Source organism: Burkholderia sp. BCC0322 (assembly GCF_902833045.1).
In the GTDB taxonomy this organism is placed as follows: Bacteria; Pseudomonadota; Gammaproteobacteria; order Burkholderiales; family Burkholderiaceae; genus Burkholderia.
In genome coordinates, this window is sequence record NZ_CADFDU010000001.1 from 234,393 (window position 1) to 255,898 (window position 21,506).

A 21,506-nucleotide genomic window follows, 5' to 3' on the forward strand; every position below is an offset into this window, starting at 1 on the left:
GAGGTTAAAATGCGCGATTAATTCGGGGTTCCGGGGCCTGGCCGGCCGGTTCGTTCCTGCCTTCATAACATCAAGCCGGGGCGAGCGAGCGAGTGCCAGCTCCTCGAACCTCGGCGTCTGTCGTCGGAGTTCGCTCACCTATGCGAGTCATCCTTGCCCAGCCTCGCGGCTTTTGTGCGGGGGTTGTCCGTGCGATCGAGATCGTCGATCGCGCGCTGCAACAGCACGGTGCGCCGGTCTATGTGCGTCATGAGATCGTGCATAACCGGCATGTCGTCGAAAATCTGCGTAATAAAGGGGCACGATTCGTTGAGGAGCTCGACGAGGTGCCTCACGGCGCTGTCGCGATCTTCAGCGCGCACGGTGTCGCCCAGACGGTCGAGCGCGATGCGCAAACGCGCGGGCTCGACGTGCTCGACGCCACCTGCCCGCTCGTCACGAAAGTGCACGTGCAGGGTCGCCAATATGTCGCGGCGGGCCGCCGGCTGATCCTGATCGGCCATGCGGGCCACCCGGAAGTCGAGGGTACGATCGGCCAGATTCCGGCCGAGGTGATCCTCGTGCAGAGCGAAGCCGAAGTCGATACGCTGACGCTGCCTGTCGATACGCCGGTTGCGTACATCACGCAGACCACGCTGTCGGTCGACGATACGCGCGGCATCATCGAAGCGCTGCAGCGCCGGTTCACCGACCTCGTCGGCCCGGACACGCGAGACATCTGCTACGCGACGCAAAATCGCCAGGCCGCCGTGCGCGAACTGAGCGAGCAGGTCGACGTGCTGCTCGTGGTCGGTGCGACGAACAGCTCGAACTCGAACCGCCTGCGCGAGATCGGCACCGAAAGCGGTGTGCCGAGCTACCTCGTCGCCGACGGTTCGGAAGTAAAGGCCGAATGGTTCGCGAATGCGAAGACCGTGGGCCTGACCGCCGGGGCGTCCGCGCCCGAGGAGATGGTCGAAGATGTAATCGGCGCGCTGCGCGCGCTGGGTCCCGTCGACGTCACGACGATGGCGGGCCGAGAGGAAAAAGTCGAATTCAAGCTGCCGGCGAAGCTCACGCAAGCCGTCGCCCGCGAAGTTTAAGGAGGACATCTCTTGTCTATTCCGCTGCTCCAGCAAGTCCGCGTCGGCGCGTACATCACGCGCCAACACCTGTCCGGCAACAAACGCTATCCGCTCGCGCTGATGCTCGAGCCGCTGTTCCGCTGCAACCTCGCGTGCAACGGCTGCGGCAAGATCGATTACCCGGACCCCATCCTGAACCAGCGCCTGTCCGTCCAGGAATGCCTGGAAGCGGTCGACGAGTGCGGCGCACCGATCGTGTCGATCGCAGGCGGCGAGCCGCTGCTGCACAAGGACATGCCGGAAATCGTCCGCGGCATCATGAAGCGCAAGAAGTTCGTCTACCTCTGCACGAACGCGCTGCTGATGGAAAAGAAGATGGACGACTACCAGCCGAGCCCGTACTTCGTCTGGTCGGTCCACCTCGACGGCGACGCGCAGATGCACGATCACTCGGTGTCGCAGGAAGGCGTGTACGACAAGGCGGTCGCGGCCATCAAGGAAGCGAAGCGCCGCGGCTTCCGCGTGAACATCAACTGCACGCTGTTCAACGATGCGATCCCCGAGCGCGTCGCGAAGTTCTTCGACACGCTCAAGCCGATCGGCGTCGACGGCATCACCGTGTCGCCGGGCTACGCGTACGAGCGCGCGCCGGATCAGCAGCACTTCCTGAACCGCGACAAGACGAAGAACCTGTTCCGCGAAATCCTGAAGCGCGGCGAAGGCGGCAAGCGCTGGTCGTTCAGCCAGTCGTCGCTGTTCCTCGACTTCCTGGCCGGCAACCAGACGTACAAGTGCACGCCGTGGGGCAACCCGGCGCGTACGGTGTTCGGCTGGCAGAAGCCGTGCTACCTGGTCGGCGAAGGTTACGTGAAGACCTTCAAGGAACTGATGGAAGACACGAACTGGGACAACTACGGCGTCGGCAACTACGAGAAGTGCGCGGACTGCATGGTTCACTGCGGCTTCGAAGCGACCGCCGTGATGGACACGATGGCGCATCCGCTGAAGGCGTTCGCCGTGAGCCGCAAGGGCATCAAGACCGACGGCCCGTTCGCTCCGGACATTCCGATCGACAAGCAGCGTCCGGCCGAGTACGTGTTCTCGCGTCACGTCGAGATCAAGCTCGAGGAAATCCAGCGCGCCGGCAAGGGCAAGCTGCAAAAGTCGGCGAAGCCGGCAGCAGCAGCCTGAGCGCGTTTCGCCGCGCGGAGGCCATGCCTCCGCGCCGGCGGGAAAAAATAAAGCGCCACGGAGTTCCGCTCCGTGGCGCTTTTGTTTTGGGCCGCCGTTTTGCGTCGTGTTTCGCCGTCACCGTAGGGCCGCGACGGCCCGTGCGATCGTCGAAACCGAAGCCGAAGCCGCGCGATTACCGCAGCCACGCCGGTGCGGCCGGCCCTGTCTCCTCCAACCTCCCTGCGAAACCGCTGCGACGCTACGCGGCCGGCGATTCGGCCGCATGCCTGCGCATCTTCTCCGCCGCGCTCGCGACGAGCGCCGGCTGGCCGCTCGACGCGAACGTGCAGACGTGCTCCCACAGCTCGGCCAGCCGATGCCGCGTGAGCGTCGCGACACACGTGTCGTTCGCCGCGAGCACATGCTCGAGTACCGCGCATTCGTCGTCGCGCAGCATCCATGCGCCGCTTTGCGCCGCGCGCGCCAGGCCCGCATCGAGCGCACGTTCCGCGTCGACGCACAGGTCGATGTCCGCGTCCGCGCTCACCGCATCGTCGAGCGCCAGGAACACCAGGTAGACGCTCGTGCGCAAGCGCATCAGCAGCGCCTCGTTGCCGTGCCCGCCACGCAGCGCGACGAGCGCCATGTGGCATTTCAGCGAGATGTCGCGCGCATGCACGGGCGGCAGCGGCAGCAGCCACTCGCGGGTCAGCGGCACGTGACGACGGTGCTTCCGGGTGCCCTTCATGACTGGCCCCCGCTTGCGGGCGCATCGGCCGCCGCGACGGCCGGCCATGCGATGCGGCACGCAACGGCGTCACCGCGCGCATCGCGCGGGTGCTTCGCACGACGCCGCGTGCCGTGCCCAGCATCGCGTCGCTGCGTCGCCCGCGCGTCCGGCAGCCGGTGCGGCGTCGACGCGCGCACGACGTCGGCAAATCCGATCGTGCAAGCCATGCTCGTCTCCTGCATCAGAACGTGTTCTCGCCCTTCAGGTAGTACGCGGTCTTCACGAGGAACGCCTTGACCGGATGGCCGCCCTGCACGTCGCGCGCGGCGCGCGCTTCCATCTCGGCCCGCTCTTCGCGCGACCGGTCCGGCACCGGATTGTGGACACGTTCGAGCGCACGCTGCATCGCCAGCGGATAGTTCTGGTTGCCGGCCGACGTCGCGCGATAGCCGGCGCGCGTCATCTGCATCAGTTGCGCGTCGGTTTCGGCACGCGCGGCCGACCAGGTCGACAGGGCGGCATTCGGTGCGCCGTCCGGCGCGACCGGCTGCGCAAAACTGACGGCGGGCAGCGCAACGAGTGCGCAGGACAGTGCAGCGACGGGAACGAGGGATCGCATAGTGGCCTCCAGATGGTTGTCCCCGCATCGATCGGGTTCGACGATGCGTTGAAACCATCGTATGACGCGCTGCATTCCGCATGAATAGCCGATTCCGCAATTGATATTTTCGGCTTCGAAATCCGGTGCGCAAACCGCGTCATACGCGAATCCCGCCAAACAGGAATTTCTTTATTTCATTCAACGCCCTGATCGCATTGGTTCAGACGATCCGGAGCGGCGCACGCAGCGCTTTTTCAATTTCCGAAATGACGTGTTGCCGGTGCGATCGCGGCTCGTGCACCTGCCGGCAAGGCTTCCGGCGTGATATCGCGCGGGCGGATACCGGGTATTCCAAACCCCGGCCTGATCGAATCGAACGGCTCTTGTGATCCAGGACAAGTCATCGCATCCGGATTGCCGGATAGCGACACGACGCGCACGCCAAGGACGCGCGATAATCACGCATCGGCCGTTTCGCACGGCACCTCATGCACGCCCATTTTTATCGAGTCTTTCCATGGCTGCCTTCGACACCACCGCCATCCACAGTTGGCACGCGCACGTCTATTTCGATGCGGCCAGCCGCGACGCGGCCTGGGCATTTCGCCAGGTCGTCGACGAACGGTTCGGCGCGGTCATCGAACTCGGCCGCTTTCACGAACGCCTGGTCGGCCCGCACCCGGCCTGGTCGTACCAGATCGCGTTCGACGCCGCACGCTTCGACGACATCGTGCCGTGGCTCGTGCTGAACCACGGCGCGCTCGACATCTTCCTGCATCCGAATACGAACGACGAACTGCGCGACCATCGCGATTGCGCGGTGTGGATCGGGAAATCGTATGAGCTGAATCTCGACGCGCTGGCCGGATAAGGGCCGGCGCGCGGGCACCTGCCCCGCAGGCGACATCCATGTTTCGGGCCGACGTGAAACGTCTCGCGGCGGCGCGCCCATACAGTGGGTTCCGTTATCGATGCTTCCGGAACCTGCCATGTCACACGCCAACGCCAACGCCGATGTCCGGCATATTTATGAAGGCTGGCACGCGGCCGTGGTCGCGCGCGACGTCGATGCGCTGATGGCGCTGTATGCCGACGACGCGGTGCTCGAAACGCCGCTGATCGTCGTCACGCTGCCCGATCACGGCTCCGGCGTGCTGCACGGCAAGGCCGCGATCGGCGCATTCTTCGCCGCGGGCCTGCGCAATCCGGGCAACCGGCTCGGGCGCTGGTACCGCACCGGGCTGTTCCTCTCGAACGGCCGCCAGCTCACGTGGGAATATCCGCGCGCCACGCCGGACGGCGACCAGATCGATCTCGTCGAGGTGATGGATCTGCGCGACGGGCTGATCGCGCATCATCGCGTGTACTGGGGGTGGGTCGGCTTTCTCGCGCTGCGCGCCGCCGCGCCGGCGTCCGACCGCGCATGACGGCCGCCGCGCCGAACCGCGCCGCGGCCCGCCGCGTGCTCGCCGCGACCTGCGTGAGCTACACGCTCGTGCTGCTCGACGCGTCCATCGTCAACGTCGCGCTCACCGACATCGCCCACACCTTCGGCAGCCGCGTGGCCGGCCTGCAGTGGATCGTGAACGCGTACACGCTCGCGTTCGCGAGCCTGCTGATGACGGGCGGCACGCTCGGCGACCGGCTCGGCGATCGCGACGTCTATGTCGCGGGGCTCGCGGTATTCGTCGCCGCGTCGGCGCTGTGCGGCGTCGCGCCGACCCTACCGGCGCTCGCGATCGCCCGCGCGTTACAAGGCGTCGGCAGCGCGATGCTGGTGCCCTGCTCGCTCGCGCTGCTCAACCGCGCATTCCCCGAACCGGCCGCGCGCGCCTCGGCGATCAGCCTGTGGATGGGCTGCGGCGGTATCGCGATGGCGTCGGGCCCGCTGATCGGCGGCCTGCTGATCCATCTGTTCGGGTGGCGTAGCCTCTTCTTCGTGAACCTGCCGCTCGGGCTTGCCGGCATCTGGCTCGGCCGCACGGTCGCGCGCGCCGCCGGCGACGGGTCACGGCAGTTCGACTGGGGCGGCCAGGCCACGGCCATCGTCGCGATCGCGGCGCTGATCGGCACGCTGATCGAAGGCCCGTCGCTCGGCTGGCGCTCGCTGCCGATCATCGGTGGCGCGATCACGAGCGCAGTCGCGTGGAGCGCGTTCATCGCGATCGAAGCGCGACGCCGCGAACCGATGCTGCCGCTCGCGTTCTTCCGCAACCGGCTGTTCGCCGGATCGACGTTCGTATCGATGGCGTCGGCGTTCGTGTTCTACGGCCTGCTGTTCGTGCTCAGCCTGTTCTATCGGCAGATCCGCGGCGCGAGCCCGCTCGACACGGGGCTCGCGTTCCTGCCGATGACCGCGATGGTCGCGCTCGGCGGACTGTGTTCGGGCAAGCTGGCCGCGCGCTTCGGCGCGCGCGGCTCGATGTGTGCGGCGTTCGCGCTCTATGCGGCCGGCGCGCTCGGCATGACGGGCATGACTGCGGCGACGCCCGCGTGGCTCGCCGTCGCGCCGATGCTCGCGATCGGCTTTGCATCGGGATTCATCTCGCCGGCCGCGACATCGCCCGCGCTCGGGACGGTCGAACGGCACCGCGCCGGCGTGGCGGCGGCCGCGCTGAACGCAGCGCGCCAGAGTGGATCGGCGCTCGGTGTGGCGATCTTCGGTGCGTGCATCGCGACGCTGCAGCCGTTTCCGGCGGCGATGCGGGTGGCGCTCGGCATCGCGACCGGATTGTCGGCCCTCGCCGCGACGACGTGGTGGATCACGGCGCGGCCGACACCGGCAACCGGCGAACCGGCCGCGCCGCTGCGAGCCGCCACGCGCCGCTAGCGCATGCTGTGGCGAGCTCGCGGCGGCTCATCGCGTCGGGATCGGTGCGGCACGCCGCTCACGCGACATACATCGCGACGCTGACGAACTGGCACAGGCTCCCGGCCAGCACGAACAGATGCCAGATGCCGTGCCCGTGACGGATACGTTCGTCGTTGATGAAGAAGTAGATCCCCGCGCTGTAGATCAAGCCGCCGGCCACGAGCCACGCGGTACCGACCGGCGGCAACGCATGGATCAGCGGACGCACCGCGACGAGCGCGAGCCAGCCCATCATCACGTACAGGATCATCGACAGCATGCGCGTACGCCGCCCAAGCGTCAGTTCCTGCACGATGCCGAACACGGCCAGCCCCCAGCTCACGCCGAACAGCGACCAGCCCCACGGGCCGCGCAGCGTGACCAGCGTAAACGGCGTGTAGCTGCCGGCGATCAGCAGGTAGATCGCCGAGTGGTCGCACTTCTGCAGAATGGCTTTCAGGCGGGGTTTGCGGACGCTGTGGTAAAGCGTCGAGATGGCGTAGAGCACGCAAAGCATCGCGCCGTAAACGCTGAAACTCACCACCTTGTACGCGTCGCCCTTGAGCGCGCCCATCGTCACCAATGTTGCCAGCCCTGCCACCGATAGCACTGCGCCGACGAGATGGGTAATGCTGTTGAAACGCTCACCGGCATGCACGACGGGTTCCTCCTGTGCGGGTTCATTGGGGGCCAAAAGCTCAAGCTCACATGATACCGGCCGGGAAACGAAGCCGGGTTGCGGACGGATCAAGCCCGACACACGCACAGTTGCTCGCCGCTGCATGCCCGGCGCGTCACGCACGCCGCCGCATCGCAAAGCTGCCCGTCCCGCCGGGCGGCCATCGCGGCAGCCGTCAACCGACGTTGCCGGACGGCGGCTCCCACTCGGCCACGAGCTTCAGCAGGCCGGGAAAACGCTGGTCGAGATCTTCCGTGCGCACGCGGCTGCGCCGCTCGAGCCCGTATTGACGCTGGCGCAGCACGCCCGCGTCGCGCAGCGCCTTGAAATGATGGGTGAGCGACGATTTCGGGCGATCGAAGCCGAACCAGCCGCAAGGATGGTCGTAAGCCTCGGATTCCAGCATCAGCTTGCGCACGATCGTCAGCCGCAACGGATCGGCCAGCGCGCCAAGAATGGTTTCGAGGCGAAGCTCGGCGACGCCCGGTTCCGGCAGCGGATCGGGCAAGTCCGCAGGCGCCGGCACGATGTCGGCCGCCCGTTCAGGATGAATTCGTTTCATGTCCGCAAGCTTATCACCCTGTACGAGTTTTTTCGAACTAAGCTATAGTTCGAAAAAACTCGTACAAGGAGTGTGTTCATGTCCGACGCCGCCGTTCCCCAATCGCCATGCGCCGCCTCGCGCCCCGTGCCGCGCATGGCGCACGCCGCCTGGATGGTCACCGCCGTCTTCATGCTCTCCAATTCGCCGACGCCGCTGTACGTTGCCTGGCAGCACGCCCTCGGCTTCTCGTCCGGCACGCTGACCGTCATCTTCGCGCTCTACATCGTCGGCCTGCTCGGTACGCTGCTCGTCGCCGGCCAGCTTTCGGACCGTTACGGGCGCAAGCCGGTCCTGCTGCCCGGCCTCGCCGCGGCGCTGATCGCGTGCGCGTTGTTCGCGACCGCGTCGTCCGTCGCCATGCTCGCGGTCGCCCGCTTGCTGACGGGCATCGCGGTGGGCGTCATCGTGTCGGCGGGCATGGCGTCGGTGATCGATCTCGCGGGCACCGAGCGGCGCAAGGCCGCGCTGCTCGCGTCGGTCGCCATGGTGTTCGGTGCGGGACTCGGGCCGTTGCTCGCCGGGATTGCCGCGCAAACCGCCGCCCATCCGGTCACCCTCGTGTTCGGCGTCGAATTCATGATCCTGCTGAGCGCGTTGGCCGTCGCCCTGCGGCTGCCGCGCAACCGGCCCGCGCAGGCGCCTGGCGACGCGCCGCCGCTGCGCCTGCCGTCCGTACCGGCGCACAACCGGCGCCATGTCGCCAGTGGCATCGCCGTGTTCGGGCCGGGCATCACCGCGACCTCCTTCGTGCTTGCGCTGGGTCCGTCGTTGCTGGCGCGCCTGCTGCACGTGCGCAGCCCGCTGCTCGCGGGTGGAATGGCCTGCGCGATGTTCATTGCCGCCACCGGGGTCCAGTTCGTCGCGCGGCGCGGATCGATCCGTACGACGTTCGTTGCCGGCACGGTCGCCACCCTGCTGTCGATGGTGATGCTGTGCGTCGCCGTGCATGCGTCGTCGGCCGCCGTTCTCGTCGCGGCGGCGCTCTTCGCGGGCGCGGGGCAAGGCCTCGGGCAACTCGGCGGCCTGACGCTGATCGGCCTGCACGTGTCGGACGCACGGCGCGCCGAGGCGAACGCCGTCATGAACATCGGCGGCTACCTCCCGGCGGGACTGATGCCCGTGATGACCGGGTACGCGATCGACCGCGTCGGGTTCACGGCGGGCGCGACCGGCTTCGCCGTCGCGTTGGCCCTGATCGCGCTCGCCGCGGGGGCGGCTGCGGTTCTGGCGCTGAGGCACGACAACGACTGACGGCCGTGCGCGACGGCATGCGTTGCACGAGCCGATCGCCTTGCGCCGACAAAAAAAGGCGTCATGGCTTTCACCCCATGACGCCTTTTCCCTTCGTTCGTGCCGTTTCACGCGCTCAACAGCACTTCCCCGCTCCCGACCCGTACCGCGCATTCTGACGCTCGCGGAAGAACGCCTCGTACGTCATCGGCTCGCGGTCCGGATGGGTGGCGCGCATGTGCGCGACGTAGGTATCGTAGTCGGGCAGGCCGACCATCAGCCGCAACGCCTGCCCGAGGTAACGCCCCGCGCTGCGCAGGTCGCTGCCAAGATCGCTGAACATCGCGGCCTCCCCTTAACGTCCGCTGCCGAGCGCCTGCGCGGCCGGCATGGCTTCGTACGGCGTCTCGCGCACGGTCGGCTTCGACTCGCGGCGCGCGCGCAGCACGGCGATCACGCCGTACACCGCGATGCTCACCACGACGAAGATGAACAGGCCCGCCAGCGCCGCATCGATGTAGTCGTTGAAGATGATCCGCTTCATCTGCGCGATCGACTTCGCCGGCGCGAGCACCTTGCCCTCGTCCACCGCGGCCTGCAGCTTCGCGGCGTGCGCGAGGAAGCTGACCTTCGGGTTCGCGTCGAAAATCTTCTGCCAGCCGGCGGTCAGCGTGCAGATCAGCAGCCATGCGGTCGGCACGATCGTCACCCATGCATAGCGCTCGCGCTTCATCTTGAACAGCACGACGGTGCCGAGCACCAGCGCGATCGCGGCAAGCATCTGGTTCGAGATGCCGAACAGCGGCCACAGCGTGTTGATGCCGCCGAGCGGATCGACCACGCCTTGGTACAGGAAGTAGCCCCACGCGGCCACGCACAGCGCGGTGGCGACCAGGTTCGCGGGCAGCGACTCGGTGCGCTTGAGCGCCGGGTGGAACGTGCCGAGCAGGTCCTGCAGCATGAAGCGGCCCGCGCGCGTGCCGGCGTCGACGGCCGTCAGGATGAACAGCGCCTCGAACAGGATCGCGAAGTGATACCAGAACGCCATCATCGCTTCGCCGCCGATCACCTGGTGCAGGATGTGCGCCATGCCGACGGCCAGCGTCGGCGCGCCGCCCGCGCGCGCGATGATCGTCGTTTCGCCGACGGCCTTCGCGGTCTGCGTCAGCATGTCGGGCGTCAGCACGAAGCCCCATTGCGTGACCGTGTTGGCCACCGCTTCCGGCGTCGAGCCGAGCACGGCGGCCGGTGCGTTCATCGCGAAGTAAATGCCCGGCTCGATCACGCACGCGGCGACCAGCGCCATGATCGCGACGAACGATTCCATCAACATCGCGCCGTAACCGATGAAGCGCGCGTTGGTTTCGTTGTCGATCAGCTTCGGCGTCGTGCCCGACGAGATCAGCGCATGGAAGCCCGACACGGCGCCGCACGCGATCGTGATGAACAGGAACGGGAACAGGTTGCCCGACCACACCGGGCCCGTGCCGTCGACGAACTTCGTCAGCGCGGGCATCTTCAGTTCCGGCGCGACGACCAGGATGCCGATCGCGAGGCCGAGGATCGTGCCGATCTTCAGGAACGTCGACAGGTAATCGCGCGGCGCGAGCAGCAGCCACACCGGCAGCACCGATGCGACGAAGCCGTAGCCGATCAGGATCCACGTGAGCTGCGTGCCCGTGAACGTGAACCACGCGGCGAGCGTCGGCGAATCGTGCACGTGCTGGCCGAACGCGATCGACGCCATCAGCAGCACGAAGCCGATGATCGACACTTCGCCGATGCGGCCCGGACGGATGTAGCGCGTATAGACGCCCATGAACAACGCGATCGGAATCGTCGCGGCGACGGTGAACGTGCCCCACGGCGAATTGGTCAGCGCCTTCACGACGATCAGCGCGAGCACCGCCAGGATGATCACCATGATCAGGAACGCGCCGAACAGCGCGATCACGCCGGGCACCGTGCCGAGCTCCATCTTGACGAGGTCGCCGAGCGAGCGGCCGTCGCGGCGCGTCGAGATGAACAGCACGATGAAGTCCTGCACCGCGCCGGCGAACACGACGCCGGCCAGGATCCACAGCATGCCGGGCGTGTAGCCCATCTGCGCGGCGAGCACGGGCCCGACGAGCGGGCCGGCGCCGGCGATCGCGGCGAAATGATGGCCGAACAGCACGTACTTGTTGGTCGGCACGTAGTCGAGGCCGTCGTTGTACTTGACGGCCGGCGTCATCCGCAGCCCGTCGAGCTGCATCACCTTGCTGGCGATGAAACGGCTGTAGAAGCGATACGCGATCAGATACACGCAGACTGCGGCGATCACGATCCAGAGGGCACTGACGCGCTCGCCGTGTGCGAGTGCGATCGTGCCGAACGCGAACGCGCCGAGCAGCGCGACCGCAATCCAGAGCAGGGTACTGGAAGCCCGATTCATGGCGTCTCCTGGTCTCCAATGTGGTTTTGATGGCATGCGGCGAAGTGGCCGCACACGCGTGACGTCGATGCGTCGCGCCACGGCCTCGCAAAGGCCGTGACGATGGGCCGTAGTATTCCGTGCGACAGGGGGAGCTTACAAGCGGATAACTACGTATGCGGAGCTACGTAGAATTACGTAGATGTGTGCGCAACGTTCGGGTGGAGGCGTCGAAAATCGCCCCTCCCTGCCTGTCGCGGCACGATGCAAAACGGCCGGCAACAGAGGTGCCGGCCGCTGGGGTGAAACGCCTGATTCCCGCAATGCGCGGCCGCCGTCCTCGCAGACGGCGCACCGCCACGGGATGCACGGCTACGACTGCCGCTCGACTGCCACGACCGGCTCTGCCCGGCTTTCGCGCACGCCGCTTGCCGCCGCCGGCTTCTCCCAGAACGTCGCGTTCGCGATGCCGAGCGCGGCCGGATCGAACGACGGCTCGCGTCCCGCGCGCTTCTGCGCTTCGTAGTCGCGCAGCGCCTTGAGCGCCGGCTTCTGCAGCAGCAGGATCGCGACGATGTTGAGCCACGCCATCAACCCGACGCCGATGTCGCCCAGCGCCCACGCGACGCTCGCGCTCTTCACCGCGCCGTACAGCGTCGCGAGCAGGATCACCGCGCGCAGCACGAACGTGCCGGCGGCGCTACTGCGCGCGCGGCTCAGGTACGCGACGTTGGTTTCCGCGATGTAGTAGTACGCGAGGATCGTGGTGAACGCGAAGAAGAACAGCGCCATCGCGACGAACGCCGCGCCGAAGCCCGGCAGCACCGATTCGACGGCCATCTGCGTGTAGCCGGGGCCGGCCTCGATGCCGGCCGCGCCCGAGAACAGCGCGCGGCCGCCCGGCGCAACCACGTTGTACGCGCCGGTGATCAGGATCATGAAGCCCGTCGCCGAGCAGACGAACAGCGTATCGACATAGACGGAGAACGCCTGCACGAGCCCCTGCTGCGCCGGGTGCGTCACTTCGGCGGCAGCCGACGCGTGCGGGCCCGTGCCCTGCCCCGCTTCGTTCGAATAGACGCCGCGCTTCACGCCCCACTGGATCGCCATGCCGAGCACCGCGCCGAAGCCGGCCTCGAAGCCGAACGCGCTTTCGAACACCAGCTTGACGACGCCCGGCAGGCGCTCGATGTCGAGTGCGATCACGACGCACGCGATCAGGATGTAGCCGAGCGCCATGAACGGCACGACGATTTCCGCGACGCGCGCGATCCGCTTCACGCCGCCGTAGATGATGAGCCCGAGCAGCAGCACGAGCACCGCGCCCGTGACGGGCTTCGCGATGCCGAAGGAATTCTCGATCGCGGACGAGATCCCGTTCGCCTGCACGCCGGGGAGCAGCAGCCCGCACGCGAGCACGGTGGCAATCGCGAATGCCACCGCATACCAGCGGATGCCGAGCCCCTTCTCGATGTAATACGCGGGGCCGCCGCGATACTGCCCTTCGCGCCGCACCTTGTAGATCTGCGACAGCGTCGATTCGACGAACGCGGTGCTCGCGCCGAGGAACGCGACGAGCCACATCCAGAACATCGCCCCGGGCCCGCCGAACGTGATGGCCGTCGCGACGCCCGCGATGTTGCCCGTGCCGACGCGCCCCGACAGCGACATCGCCAGCGCCTGGAACGACGACACGCCTTCCGCCGACGCCTTGCTGCCGCGCATCAGGCGCAGCATCTCGACGAAATGGCGAACCTGCGCGAAGCGCGTGCGCAGCGAAAAGTACAGCCCTGCGGCAAGGCAGAGAAAGATGAGCGCGGGGCTCCAGATGACACCGTTGAGCGATTCGACGAGTTGTTCCATGAGGCGTTTCTGTTGAAGGCGAGGATGGCGCGTGGCGGAGGGTCGGATCCGTTGCGTGACCGCGCGGCGTCACGACTACAGACAAATCCGAATTTATCTTTCATTTATATTACATGTCTTACGATCTGCTTCGACATTGGGGTGTCCCCCAAGCGACGCGCGACGAACCCGGGCGGCGTTGCAACGACGTGATCGGCAATCGGGCGGCGCGGCGTGCGCCGGGCGCCGCGAATCTCACGGCGCGGCATGGCCCCGCGCCCGAACCGCCTTGATCCCGGCCCGCGCGCACCGTACAGTGATCGCCTGCCTCGATACCGGAACCGCCATGCCGATCGGATTTCAGAAAATGCACGCGAACGGCGACGACTTCGCAATCGTCGACCTGCGCGGTCAGGATCGAGCGCACGCGATCGACGGCAACCTCGTCCGGCGCATGGGCGACCGCCATCGCGGCATCGGCTTCAACCAGCTCGCGGTCGTGTCGGACTGCGACGACGCGGCGGCCCGCGTCGCGTTCTGGAACGCCGACGGCTCACCGCTCGACACCTGCGGCAGCGCGACACGCGGCGTCGCGTGGCGATTGATGCGGGAAACCGGCCTGTCGTCGCTCGTGCTGCGGACTCCCCGCGGGTATCTCGTGTGCTCGACGGAGGCGAGCGGCCTCATCAGCGTCGAGATGGGCAAGCCGCTCACCGGCTGGCGGGACGTGCCGCTCGCCGAGGCGCTCGACACCCTCGCGCTGCCGCTGCCCGGCGCACCGGCCGCGTGCAACATGGGCAATCCGCATTGCACGTTCTTCGTCGACGATCTCCGCGCGATCGATGTCGCGGCGCTCGGCCCGGCCATCGAAACGCATTCGCTGTTTCCGCGGAAAACCAACGTGCATTTCGTTCAGGTCATCGATCGCACGCACATTCGCCTGCGCATCTGGGAGCGCGGCGGCGGCGTGCCGCTCGGTTCGGGATCGTGTTCGTGCGGGGCGGTGGTCAACGGCATCCGGCGCGGGCTGCTCGACGCTACGGTACGGGTGGAATGCGACGGCGGCGACGTCACCGTTCAATGGGACGGCACTGACAGCGTGTTCCTGAGCGGGCCGGTCACGTTCGGGTTCGACGGGTTGTGGGTGGACGGGGAGGTGACGGCAAGCTGATCGCAGGCATTCGCGGTGCGGCGTGAATCACGATACCGATTCGCGCCGGATGCGCAGCGGCAATGCAGCCACATCGTCGTCGATCGTCAACGTGATCCGTTCGCCGCCATGACGTGGCGCCCGGCCTCCAACGATCGCGCCGACGCGCGGGGCCATTCATCGCCCGCGGTCGGCGTGGCCCGGCACGTGCCGGGCCGCATGCATCAGTGCTTGTCGTCGAGCTTCTTCGGCTTCGGCGGCGACGGCACCTTCGCGTACTGGAACGCGGGCGTCGCCTTCAGCGCATCCTTCGTCGCACCCGGCAGGTAGATGTTGCCGTTGCGCACGTCGAGCGACGCGATCGGCACCGCGACATCGTGCGCGGCCACGCCGAGGAAGCCGCCGGCCGACACGATCGCCGCCGACACCGAGCCGTCCGGTGCGACGATCAGGTCGCGCACGGTACCGACCTTCTGGTTGTCGTCGTTGTAGACGGCCTTGCCGAGCACGCTCTTCTTCACGCTCCAGCCTTCGAGCAGCGCCTGCGATTGCTCGACGGTCACGCTGATCGGCTGCGCGCCCGCGATCTGCGCGTGCGCGCTGACGCTCGATGCGAGGACGGTTGCTGCGATGAGGGTCTTGTAGAAAGCCATGCTGTCATGTACTCCGGTGAATTGTTGTCGGTGTCGGCGGCCGGCCAAGCCGCCTCCATGCCTGCGCCGCGTGAAGCACCGCGGCTCGCGCACGACGCAGCGCACCGGCCCATGTTAGCGCCACTCGCGCAACGCTGCATCGGACGCGATGACGCAGCCCCGCCACGCTCGCCGCGCGACGGCGACATTACGGACACCGCAACGAGTCGCGCACGCGGTCAAACTCCGGCAGGTAACGCGCGTAGTTTTCCTCGCGCGCGGTGTAGATCAGCGCACAGGTCTTCGTGTCGCCGGACGTCAGCACGGCCGCCTGGTGCACGATTTCATCGTTGAACGCCCGCTTGTGCTCGCACGTCATTGCGGGCCGGCCCGCTATCGTGCCGTGCTCCGGGTGCGACCATGCGATCGCGCTGCCACCGTCCTTGAACGCATCGACCATCCCGTCACAGAAGCTCGACAGCGTGTCGTCGCTCTTGTCGCCGATGACGAACTCGATCCCCGCCGACATCAGCCCGAACCTGAAACGCCGGATCCGGTAGGTCGCGTCGCCGCGATCCTCCGGCTGGTTCGCGACCCGCCATCCTGCCGGCAGATGCAGCTCCGCCGGCGCCGGATAGTCGCGCACGAGCCGCAGGTCGTTGTCGAAGTTCAACACGCTCGCGACACCCAGCGCCACGATCACCACGGCAATCGACAGCCAGACGCCGAGCAGCGTCAGCAGGCCGATGCCCGCCGCACGCCAGTTCGATTGCAGTGCGCCGCCGGCGGCCCGATGCGCGTCCACGGCCGCGCGTTGCGCGTGCCGTGCGTGGAAAATCGTCCCGGCGAGACCGGCAATGACGACCGCATGCACGAGCGCGTGCGGCACCACCGCGGTTTCCGGTATCGCCACCGCCGCGTACAGCACGATCGACACGAGCGTGACGAGTGCCGTGACGAGAATCTGCCGCCGTGCGAGCGCGCGGTGGCCGAGACGCCGCGCGTTCGCCGCGAGCAGGATGCCGCCGGCGAGCGGCGAGCCGAGAAATGCCGCCCAGCCGACGCCCGCCATCGTGTACAGCTTGCCGGGCGGGATCGGCGCCGTCGATGCCGTCATGCCGGAAGCAGCGGGTTCGCCCGGCATGGCCGGTGCGCCGCCGGACGGGACATCGCTCATGTCGGCATCGCCTGCGTCACGCGCTGCGCGACTGCGCGCGTCGTTGCCGCACGGCGTCGGCCAGCACGTCGAGCACCGGTTCCGTCTGCGTCCAGCTCAGGCATGCATCCGTGATCGATACGCCGTACTTCAGCGGCACGCCCGGCTTCAGGTCCTGGCGCCCGGCCTCGAGATGGCTCTCGACCATCACGCCGACGATTCGCTGCTCGCCCTGCGACAGTTGCCGCGCGAGATCCTGCGCAACGTCGATCTGACGATCGTGCGACTTGTTCGAGTTCGCATGCGAGCAGTCGACCATCACCTGCTCGCGCAAGCCGGCCTTGCGCAGCACCGCGCAGCTCGCCTCGACATGTTCGGCGTCGTAGTTCGGGCCGTTCTTGCCGCCGCGCAGGATCACGTGCGCGTCGTCGTTGCCGCGCGTCTCGAAGATCGCGGCCATCCCCATCTTCGTCATCCCCATGAACGCATGGCTCGCCGCCGCGGCAACGATCGCGTCGGACGCGACCTGCACGCCGCCGTCGGTGCCGTTCTTGAAGCCGATCGGGCAGCTCAGGCCCGACGCGAGCTGGCGATGGCTCTGGCTCTCGGTCGTGCGCGCGCCGATCGCACCCCACGCGATCAGGTCGGCGATGTACTGCGGGCTCAGCAGGTCGAGGAATTCGGTCGACGCCGGCAGGCCCAGCGCATTGATGTCGAGCAGCAATTGCCGCGCGGCGCGCAGCCCTTCGTTGATGCGGAAGCTGCCGTCGAGACGCGGATCGTTGATGTAGCCCTTCCAGCCGACCGTCGTGCGCGGCTTCTCGAAGTAGACGCGCATCGTGATCAGCAGGTCGTCCTGCAGCGCATCGGCGGCCGCCTTCAGGCGGCGCGCGTAATCGAGCGCCTGGTCGTGATCGTGGATCGAGCACGGGCCGACGACAAGCAGCAGCCGGTCGTCACGGCCGTGCAGGATGTCGCCGATTGCGCGGCGCGTATCCTCGACGAGCGTCTGCGTGGCGGGCGGCACCGGCAATTCGTCCAGCAGCAGCGCCGGCGAGATCAGCGGGCGCACGGCGCCGATGCGGACGTCGTCGATGCGCGTGGTGTCCTGCGTCGCGTCGGCGCTGCCTACCTCGCGATCGTGGGAAGGATTGTCGAGGTTCTGCATGGTGATTCTCCGGGGGACGTCTGGAATGATGGGCAGGCTCGATTATGGCACCCGGGCGGGACGGCGGCGGATTGCGGCGGGGGAGCGGGTGCGGCTGCATGGCGGCAGCGCGACGGAGATCAAAAGGCGAAAGAAAAAAGCGACCCGCGCAGGGTCGCCCGGTCATGCGCCGCATCGCACGGCGCGGCGGCGCGGCGGCTAGTGCGGCGTTTCGGGCGCCAGCGAATTGCTCGGCAGCAGCGACGTCAGCCAGCAATTGCTCGGCGCGGCTTTCCCGTTGAAACGGTCGTAGAGCCACGGCAGCATGCCGGCCACCCACGGCACGATCGCGCCCGCATGTTCGAGCGGATACTCGTTGTACGTGACCGGCGTGCCGCTCGCGCAGAACTTCTGCGCCAGTGCGCGCACGTCGTACGCCATCATCACGCCGTCGCCCACCTGGCTGCTGAACGTGCCATCCAGCGCGCCCGCCGTGCCCTGGCCGATGAACATCGGGATCGTCGGCGATGCGGCCAGCCCCGCATTCACCTTGTTCGCATACGTCACGTACACGGGAATGCTGTTGATGTCGTTCGCGTATTGCGGCTTGAACAGCGTGCCCCAGCGCAGCCCCGTGTACTTCGGCAGGATGTACGCGAGCGACTGGCTCTGGATGTCCTTGAACACGGCAACGCCGGTATCGCTGAGATAGGGTGTGAGGTCGAAGCCGTAGCCGCGCGACAGCCCGGCCAGCGCGGCCGCGGCTACGCCGCCCCAGACGATGCTGCCGTCGACGTAGCGCAGGTTGTGCGCGGGGTCGACCAGCACGCCGCCTTCCGCCGCGCCGACGAGCTGCCTGTTGATCTCGGGCGCATAGCTCGGCGCGAGCTGCGCGGCCCAGTTCGTCGCGATCGCACCGCCGGAATAGCCGATCATCGCCACCTTGCTCGACGGGTTCAGGCCGGTCGACGCCGTATTGAGCGCTGCGCGAATCGAGTCGAGCGTGGTCATCCCGTACTCGGGGCCGGCAGCGAAGTCGGCGCTCTGGCCTTCCGTATCGGGCACGATGATGTTGTAGCCGAGCAGCAGCAGCGTCGACAGCGGAATCGATTCCGCGCTGTAGAGCAGCGTGCCGATGTTGATGACCTTCGTGACGTCGCGGTCGCCGGCGATCACCTGCGACGGCTCGTCGTACGGGTTCAGCGAATCGTAGGCCGACTGGTACGAGATCGCCCGGCCGTTGCTGACCGGGCTCCGGATCACGGACGTCACGTTGACGACCGGCTGGTTCAGCGCGTTATGGGTGCGATACAGCAACTGCTGCGCGGTCAGCGCGGTGGGAATGCCGGCCACGTGATAGGTGACGCTGCGCGTCTTGAGCACCGTGCCCGGTGGAATCGATGCCAGCGGCGTCGTACCGGTGTACGTGTAGAACGGGTCGGACACGGTCGGCGCGGCGGCGCTGGCCGGCGGTGCGGCGACGGCCAGCGCGGCGGACACGGCCGCCGCGGCCATCATGAAACGTCTGGAGGACATGGTTGGGGGCCCCTGGGATAACCTGCTTGCATCGAAGGAAGTCCGGCGGTGTTACAGACCATCATGCGTACCGCTTCAAAACCGTTTCCGAGCCATCGACTGTCTCCTGTGAATGAGTAATCCGGCTTGTTCTGAATCTGTCGTTTTAGTAGGAGTACAAACCGCATTCATTGAAGCACAACGCGCGCGCACCCGATGGGCGTTTTCCATTGTTTGAAGGTAAACGTCTAAACCGCCGCCGCGTGATGCGAGGCGCACCGGCCGTTCGGCCGACTGTCCGTGTTCTGTCGAAGTGCCGTACGATCACGGCTGTCCGGTACCGAAGGCCGCATCGTGCGATGCCGGCCGCGCCGTGCACCGCTTGCCTGTAACCGATCGCCCCTCCCCTGCCCAACCGACTCGCCACGATGACCGTCTCCGAACTGCTCCGCGCCATCCGCCAACCGTATGCCGACCTGCTCGCGAAAGCGGCCGCACAACCGGCCGTGATCGTCGAACCGGCCTACCGGCGTGCCGACGGTACGCTCGCCGCCGAAGGGCCGCTCGCGTTGCCGTGCCGGGCCGACATCATCGCAACCGAAGGCGAATCGGCCGGCCAGCCGGCGAGGGTCGATTCCGCCACGCAGCTGGCGTTCGAGCCGCTGGCGTTCGACCTCGAAACAGCAGCCGTGTCGATTCGCCCGTTCGTGTGGGACTGGGCCGCGATCGAGGCCGGCGGTCTAGCCGAAAGCGCGGCCGTCGAAGCGTTCAAGACGTGGTTCTTTGCGTGGTTCGATGTCGACGACGAAAACACGCCGGCCGAAGATGGCCTGCACGGGATCGTTCACTACCTGTCGGAACCGGTTCGCACCGAACAGGGGTGGCGCGTCGATACGGATCTCGGCTCCGCGCCCGAGACGGCCGTCGAGGATCTGCTGTTCCGGCTCGTCGATGCGGGCGCCACGCGGATCGTGCTCGGATAATGCCGTACTTCATTCCTCACCGGCCCATCATGAAAACAACCTTTGCCGCCCTGATGCTCTGCGCGTCGCTGCCCGCGTTCGCCACGGTCTCCACCGAGGTGTACTGCTTCAAATCGGACGGCGACAAACCCGTGCGCTTCGAGATGCGCACCTACTACGACGACGCCGTCAATTGGTCAGGCGGCATGGTCCGCTATGCGAAAGCAAAAACGGCGCTGCCGCTGGTGGTCGAGCACGTGGACGAGGAAGTGCTCGCCGAGGGCCGACCGCACCAGTTCACGACGACCTGGGTCGAGATGGTCGACGGCAGGATCAATGGGCGGTACGAGATGACGTCGCAGGGCGCGATGATCTATTCGATGACCTATACCAGCGCGCGCACCGGCAAGCAGACCGCGTTCGGCAGGGCACTGGACGTCGACGCGTCCGAACAGACCGGGTGCCGCTGGTGATGCGCCCGCTGATCAGGATGATGCTCGCGCTGATCGCGCTGCGCGCGGGCTTCGCGGATGCCGCGCCGCGCACGGTCTACGAAGGAACGCTGCAAGGCGCCGGCGCCGTCGTGATGGAACTCGACGATCGCCCGGCTGCGGATGGTTCGATCTCGGGCCGCTACTTCTATGCGCAGTACGGCGTCGATATTCCACTGCACGGTACGCCCGCGGAATTGATCGAACCGGTCGTGCGAACGCAGTTGCCGGACGATGCGCGCGTTCCATTGGGATTCAACGAGCAAGCCAATTTCGATCATGCCGCCGCCACCTGGCAGGGCACGCGGGACAAGGCCGGCTATCGCGGCCGATGGACCGACGCGCGCACCGGCAAGACGCGCAATTTCGCGCTGCGGCGCATCGCCGAATACGATCCCGACGCGGTTGCGCCCGGCTCCGTCGAAGCGATCACCAACCGCATCGCCGGCGGCGTCGGCAGCGGCATCGCAAGCGGCGTGGCCATCGACATGCGGCAGGCGCCCTATGCAACGCTGAAGCTCGCCGGGCACGCGCAGCCGGCCGGCCCCGAGATCGGAGACGGCACCGTCGCGTACCGGATGTGGCGCGATCCGCGCACGGAGCTCATGTATCCGCGCCTGAGCCGTCATCCCGATCCGGCGGTCATGGCGCGAGTCAACCGCTTGCTCGAGCAGCAGCACTGGCAGAAGAATCTCGCCGCGCTCGAATGCGCGTCGACCCGCTATACCGACGACGAGCCGGCGGCCGGTTCGCTCGGCGGCTACGACGACGAACAGGTGACGGTCACGTGGCTGTCGCCTGCGGTACTCGGCATCGTGGAATCGGGCAGTACGTACTGCGGCGGCGCCCATCCGAACAATCACTACGATCCGGTCACGTTCGACCTGCTGCGCGGCACGTACCTCGACTGGAATCGCGTGATCGATGCGACTACGGCAGGCAAGGATGGCGACCCGGCAACGAGCCCCGCACTGGTGAGTTTCATCACGCGGCTGCGCGATAAGGGCGAATCCGGCACTCGTGCGACGGATGGAAGCGGCGATTCGATCGCGTGCGCCGACGTGTTCCCGGAATATCTGGCGTTCGGGTTCGATGCACCCGGCAAGCTGTCGTTCAGCGTCTCCGGCATCGGGCACGCGATGGGTGCGTGCCTCGGGCCGCAACTCGACGCTTCGTTTGCGGCGCTCGCGCCGATCCTGAAGCCGGGCGGTTCGCGCTATCTCGTACCGGGCGTCAAGCTGAAGTAACGAGGCGGTGCGTGCGATT

General features: G+C 67.2%; 22 protein-coding genes. 10 read left to right on the top strand and 12 right to left on the bottom strand.

Annotated elements, in window-relative coordinates; genetic code table 11:
* The first annotated feature begins 140 nt into the window (after nt 1–140).
* Nucleotides 141–1,082, top strand: a complete 942-nt coding sequence (gene ispH / locus HWX39_RS01090) for a 4-hydroxy-3-methylbut-2-enyl diphosphate reductase (RefSeq protein WP_089459207.1) — start codon at nt 141–143, stop codon at nt 1,080–1,082.
* Between the two features lie 12 nt (nt 1,083–1,094).
* The gene (hpnH, locus tag HWX39_RS01095) at nt 1,095–2,255 is read left to right on the top strand and encodes an adenosyl-hopene transferase HpnH (protein ID WP_175965175.1); all 1,161 of its coding nucleotides are present in this window, start codon (nt 1,095–1,097) and stop codon (nt 2,253–2,255) included.
* Nucleotides 2,256–2,496: 241 nt separating this feature from the next.
* Here hpnH and HWX39_RS01100 read toward each other — a convergent pair whose 3' ends face one another.
* From HWX39_RS01100 to HWX39_RS01110, 3 genes are read right to left on the bottom strand one after another with little or no spacing between them, the layout of a single operon-like run.
* A complete protein-coding gene (locus HWX39_RS01100) occupies nt 2,497–2,985 on the bottom strand; it encodes a hypothetical protein (RefSeq protein WP_175965176.1) in 489 nt (162 codons plus the stop codon).
* Nucleotides 2,982–3,194 (bottom strand): hypothetical protein, encoded by a 213-nt coding sequence (locus HWX39_RS01105; RefSeq protein ID WP_175965177.1) that lies wholly within the window; start codon nt 3,192–3,194, stop codon nt 2,982–2,984. Before HWX39_RS01105 ends, HWX39_RS01100 begins: the two co-directional genes overlap by 4 nt.
* Nucleotides 3,195–3,208: 14 nt before the next feature.
* Nucleotides 3,209–3,586, bottom strand: a complete 378-nt coding sequence (locus tag HWX39_RS01110; protein WP_175965178.1) for a hypothetical protein — start codon at nt 3,584–3,586, stop codon at nt 3,209–3,211.
* A 499-nt stretch (nt 3,587–4,085) separates the two neighbouring features.
* Between HWX39_RS01110 and HWX39_RS01115 the strand changes: the two genes are divergently transcribed.
* From HWX39_RS01115 to HWX39_RS01125, 3 genes are all read left to right on the top strand, one after another.
* Nucleotides 4,086–4,439, top strand: coding sequence for a DOPA 4,5-dioxygenase family protein (locus tag HWX39_RS01115; protein ID WP_175965179.1), 354 nt, complete (start codon nt 4,086–4,088; stop codon nt 4,437–4,439).
* Nucleotides 4,440–4,557: 118 nt separating this feature from the next.
* Nucleotides 4,558–4,995: a nuclear transport factor 2 family protein gene (locus tag HWX39_RS01120; protein ID WP_175965180.1), complete on the top strand. Its 438-nt coding sequence runs from the start codon at nt 4,558–4,560 to the stop codon at nt 4,993–4,995.
* Complete coding sequence (locus HWX39_RS01125; RefSeq protein ID WP_175965181.1) at nt 4,992–6,398, top strand: MFS transporter; 1,407 nt, start codon at nt 4,992–4,994, stop codon at nt 6,396–6,398. The genes HWX39_RS01120 and HWX39_RS01125 overlap by 4 nt, the downstream gene beginning before the upstream one ends.
* Nucleotides 6,399–6,456: 58 nt before the next feature.
* Here HWX39_RS01125 and HWX39_RS01130 read toward each other — a convergent pair whose 3' ends face one another.
* Nucleotides 6,457–7,077, bottom strand: a complete 621-nt coding sequence (locus HWX39_RS01130) for a hemolysin III family protein (RefSeq protein WP_175965182.1) — start codon at nt 7,075–7,077, stop codon at nt 6,457–6,459.
* Nucleotides 7,078–7,273: 196 nt separating this feature from the next.
* Nucleotides 7,274–7,660 carry a helix-turn-helix transcriptional regulator gene (locus tag HWX39_RS01135; RefSeq protein ID WP_175965183.1) on the bottom strand — a complete coding sequence of 129 codons (387 nt, stop codon included), beginning with the start codon at nt 7,658–7,660 and terminating at the stop codon, nt 7,274–7,276.
* A gap of 78 nt (nt 7,661–7,738) precedes the next feature.
* Between HWX39_RS01135 and HWX39_RS01140 the strand changes: the two genes are divergently transcribed.
* Nucleotides 7,739–8,953: an MFS transporter gene (locus HWX39_RS01140; RefSeq protein ID WP_208458823.1), complete on the top strand. Its 1,215-nt coding sequence runs from the start codon at nt 7,739–7,741 to the stop codon at nt 8,951–8,953.
* 115 nt (nt 8,954–9,068) lie between these two features.
* Here HWX39_RS01140 and HWX39_RS01145 read toward each other — a convergent pair whose 3' ends face one another.
* From HWX39_RS01145 to HWX39_RS01155, 3 genes are all read right to left on the bottom strand, one after another.
* Nucleotides 9,069–9,275, bottom strand: a complete 207-nt coding sequence (locus HWX39_RS01145) for a YbdD/YjiX family protein (protein ID WP_009689042.1) — start codon at nt 9,273–9,275, stop codon at nt 9,069–9,071.
* Between the two features lie 12 nt (nt 9,276–9,287).
* Nucleotides 9,288–11,366: a carbon starvation CstA family protein gene (locus HWX39_RS01150; protein WP_069260967.1), complete on the bottom strand. Its 2,079-nt coding sequence runs from the start codon at nt 11,364–11,366 to the stop codon at nt 9,288–9,290.
* Between the two features lie 351 nt (nt 11,367–11,717).
* Entirely contained in the window at nt 11,718–13,208 is a 1,491-nt protein-coding gene (locus HWX39_RS01155; RefSeq protein WP_175965184.1) for an alanine/glycine:cation symporter family protein, read from the bottom strand.
* Nucleotides 13,209–13,533: 325 nt separating this feature from the next.
* On the opposite strand from HWX39_RS01155, the gene dapF reads away from it, so the two are divergent.
* Nucleotides 13,534–14,358, top strand: a complete 825-nt coding sequence (dapF, locus tag HWX39_RS01160; protein ID WP_175966025.1) for a diaminopimelate epimerase — start codon at nt 13,534–13,536, stop codon at nt 14,356–14,358.
* A 203-nt stretch (nt 14,359–14,561) separates the two neighbouring features.
* Here dapF and HWX39_RS01165 read toward each other — a convergent pair whose 3' ends face one another.
* The 4 genes from HWX39_RS01165 to HWX39_RS01180 all read right to left on the bottom strand — a co-directional run bounded on the left by HWX39_RS01165 (nt 14,562) and on the right by HWX39_RS01180 (nt 18,808).
* Nucleotides 14,562–14,990, bottom strand: coding sequence for a PRC-barrel domain-containing protein (locus HWX39_RS01165; protein ID WP_174917872.1), 429 nt, complete (start codon nt 14,988–14,990; stop codon nt 14,562–14,564).
* A gap of 187 nt (nt 14,991–15,177) precedes the next feature.
* The gene (locus HWX39_RS01170; RefSeq protein WP_175965185.1) at nt 15,178–16,146 is read right to left on the bottom strand and encodes a hypothetical protein; all 969 of its coding nucleotides are present in this window, start codon (nt 16,144–16,146) and stop codon (nt 15,178–15,180) included.
* A 16-nt stretch (nt 16,147–16,162) separates the two neighbouring features.
* Nucleotides 16,163–17,293, bottom strand: coding sequence for a 3-deoxy-7-phosphoheptulonate synthase (locus HWX39_RS01175; protein ID WP_244134867.1), 1,131 nt, complete (start codon nt 17,291–17,293; stop codon nt 16,163–16,165).
* Between the two features lie 198 nt (nt 17,294–17,491).
* Nucleotides 17,492–18,808 carry a lipase family protein gene (locus tag HWX39_RS01180; RefSeq protein ID WP_175965186.1) on the bottom strand — a complete coding sequence of 439 codons (1,317 nt, stop codon included), beginning with the start codon at nt 18,806–18,808 and terminating at the stop codon, nt 17,492–17,494.
* Between the two features lie 407 nt (nt 18,809–19,215).
* Here HWX39_RS01180 and HWX39_RS01185 point away from each other — a divergent pair, with 407 nt between their 5' ends.
* From HWX39_RS01185 to HWX39_RS01195, 3 genes are read left to right on the top strand one after another with little or no spacing between them, the layout of a single operon-like run.
* On the top strand, nt 19,216–19,770 hold the full coding sequence (locus tag HWX39_RS01185; protein ID WP_175965187.1) for a hypothetical protein: 555 nt from the start codon (nt 19,216–19,218) through the stop codon (nt 19,768–19,770).
* Nucleotides 19,770–20,222: a hypothetical protein gene (locus HWX39_RS01190; RefSeq protein WP_244134868.1), complete on the top strand. Its 453-nt coding sequence runs from the start codon at nt 19,770–19,772 to the stop codon at nt 20,220–20,222. The genes HWX39_RS01185 and HWX39_RS01190 overlap by 1 nt, the downstream gene beginning before the upstream one ends.
* Nucleotides 20,222–21,487, top strand: a complete 1,266-nt coding sequence (locus HWX39_RS01195; RefSeq protein ID WP_175965188.1) for a hypothetical protein — start codon at nt 20,222–20,224, stop codon at nt 21,485–21,487. The genes HWX39_RS01190 and HWX39_RS01195 overlap by 1 nt, the downstream gene beginning before the upstream one ends.
* The last annotated feature ends 19 nt before the right edge of the window (nt 21,488–21,506 follow it).

What these genes read in the sequence shown, in the direction of transcription:
- HWX39_RS01140 (WP_208458823.1), top strand. Translation starts at nt 7,739, where the DNA reads ATGTCCGACGCCGCCGTTCCCCAATCGCCATGCGCCGCCTCGCGCCCC.
- HWX39_RS01100 (WP_175965176.1), bottom strand. Translation starts at nt 2,985, where the DNA reads ATGAAGGGCACCCGGAAGCACCGTCGTCACGTGCCGCTGACCCGCGAG.
- dapF (WP_175966025.1), top strand. Translation starts at nt 13,534, where the DNA reads ATGCCGATCGGATTTCAGAAAATGCACGCGAACGGCGACGACTTCGCA.
- HWX39_RS01110 (WP_175965178.1), bottom strand. Translation starts at nt 3,586, where the DNA reads ATGCGATCCCTCGTTCCCGTCGCTGCACTGTCCTGCGCACTCGTTGCG.
- HWX39_RS01145 (WP_009689042.1), bottom strand. Translation starts at nt 9,275, where the DNA reads ATGTTCAGCGATCTTGGCAGCGACCTGCGCAGCGCGGGGCGTTACCTC.
- HWX39_RS01180 (WP_175965186.1), bottom strand. Translation starts at nt 18,808, where the DNA reads ATGTCCTCCAGACGTTTCATGATGGCCGCGGCGGCCGTGTCCGCCGCG.
- HWX39_RS01115 (WP_175965179.1), top strand. Translation starts at nt 4,086, where the DNA reads ATGGCTGCCTTCGACACCACCGCCATCCACAGTTGGCACGCGCACGTC.
- HWX39_RS01105 (WP_175965177.1), bottom strand. Translation starts at nt 3,194, where the DNA reads ATGGCTTGCACGATCGGATTTGCCGACGTCGTGCGCGCGTCGACGCCG.
- HWX39_RS01195 (WP_175965188.1), top strand. Translation starts at nt 20,222, where the DNA reads ATGCGCCCGCTGATCAGGATGATGCTCGCGCTGATCGCGCTGCGCGCG.
- HWX39_RS01135 (WP_175965183.1), bottom strand. Translation starts at nt 7,660, where the DNA reads ATGAAACGAATTCATCCTGAACGGGCGGCCGACATCGTGCCGGCGCCT.
- HWX39_RS01155 (WP_175965184.1), bottom strand. Translation starts at nt 13,208, where the DNA reads ATGGAACAACTCGTCGAATCGCTCAACGGTGTCATCTGGAGCCCCGCG.
- HWX39_RS01190 (WP_244134868.1), top strand. Translation starts at nt 19,770, where the DNA reads ATGCCGTACTTCATTCCTCACCGGCCCATCATGAAAACAACCTTTGCC.
- HWX39_RS01165 (WP_174917872.1), bottom strand. Translation starts at nt 14,990, where the DNA reads ATGGCTTTCTACAAGACCCTCATCGCAGCAACCGTCCTCGCATCGAGC.
- HWX39_RS01185 (WP_175965187.1), top strand. Translation starts at nt 19,216, where the DNA reads ATGACCGTCTCCGAACTGCTCCGCGCCATCCGCCAACCGTATGCCGAC.
- HWX39_RS01175 (WP_244134867.1), bottom strand. Translation starts at nt 17,293, where the DNA reads ATGCAGAACCTCGACAATCCTTCCCACGATCGCGAGGTAGGCAGCGCC.
- HWX39_RS01150 (WP_069260967.1), bottom strand. Translation starts at nt 11,366, where the DNA reads ATGAATCGGGCTTCCAGTACCCTGCTCTGGATTGCGGTCGCGCTGCTC.
- HWX39_RS01120 (WP_175965180.1), top strand. Translation starts at nt 4,558, where the DNA reads ATGTCACACGCCAACGCCAACGCCGATGTCCGGCATATTTATGAAGGC.
- HWX39_RS01125 (WP_175965181.1), top strand. Translation starts at nt 4,992, where the DNA reads ATGACGGCCGCCGCGCCGAACCGCGCCGCGGCCCGCCGCGTGCTCGCC.
- HWX39_RS01170 (WP_175965185.1), bottom strand. Translation starts at nt 16,146, where the DNA reads ATGAGCGATGTCCCGTCCGGCGGCGCACCGGCCATGCCGGGCGAACCC.
- ispH (WP_089459207.1), top strand. Translation starts at nt 141, where the DNA reads ATGCGAGTCATCCTTGCCCAGCCTCGCGGCTTTTGTGCGGGGGTTGTC.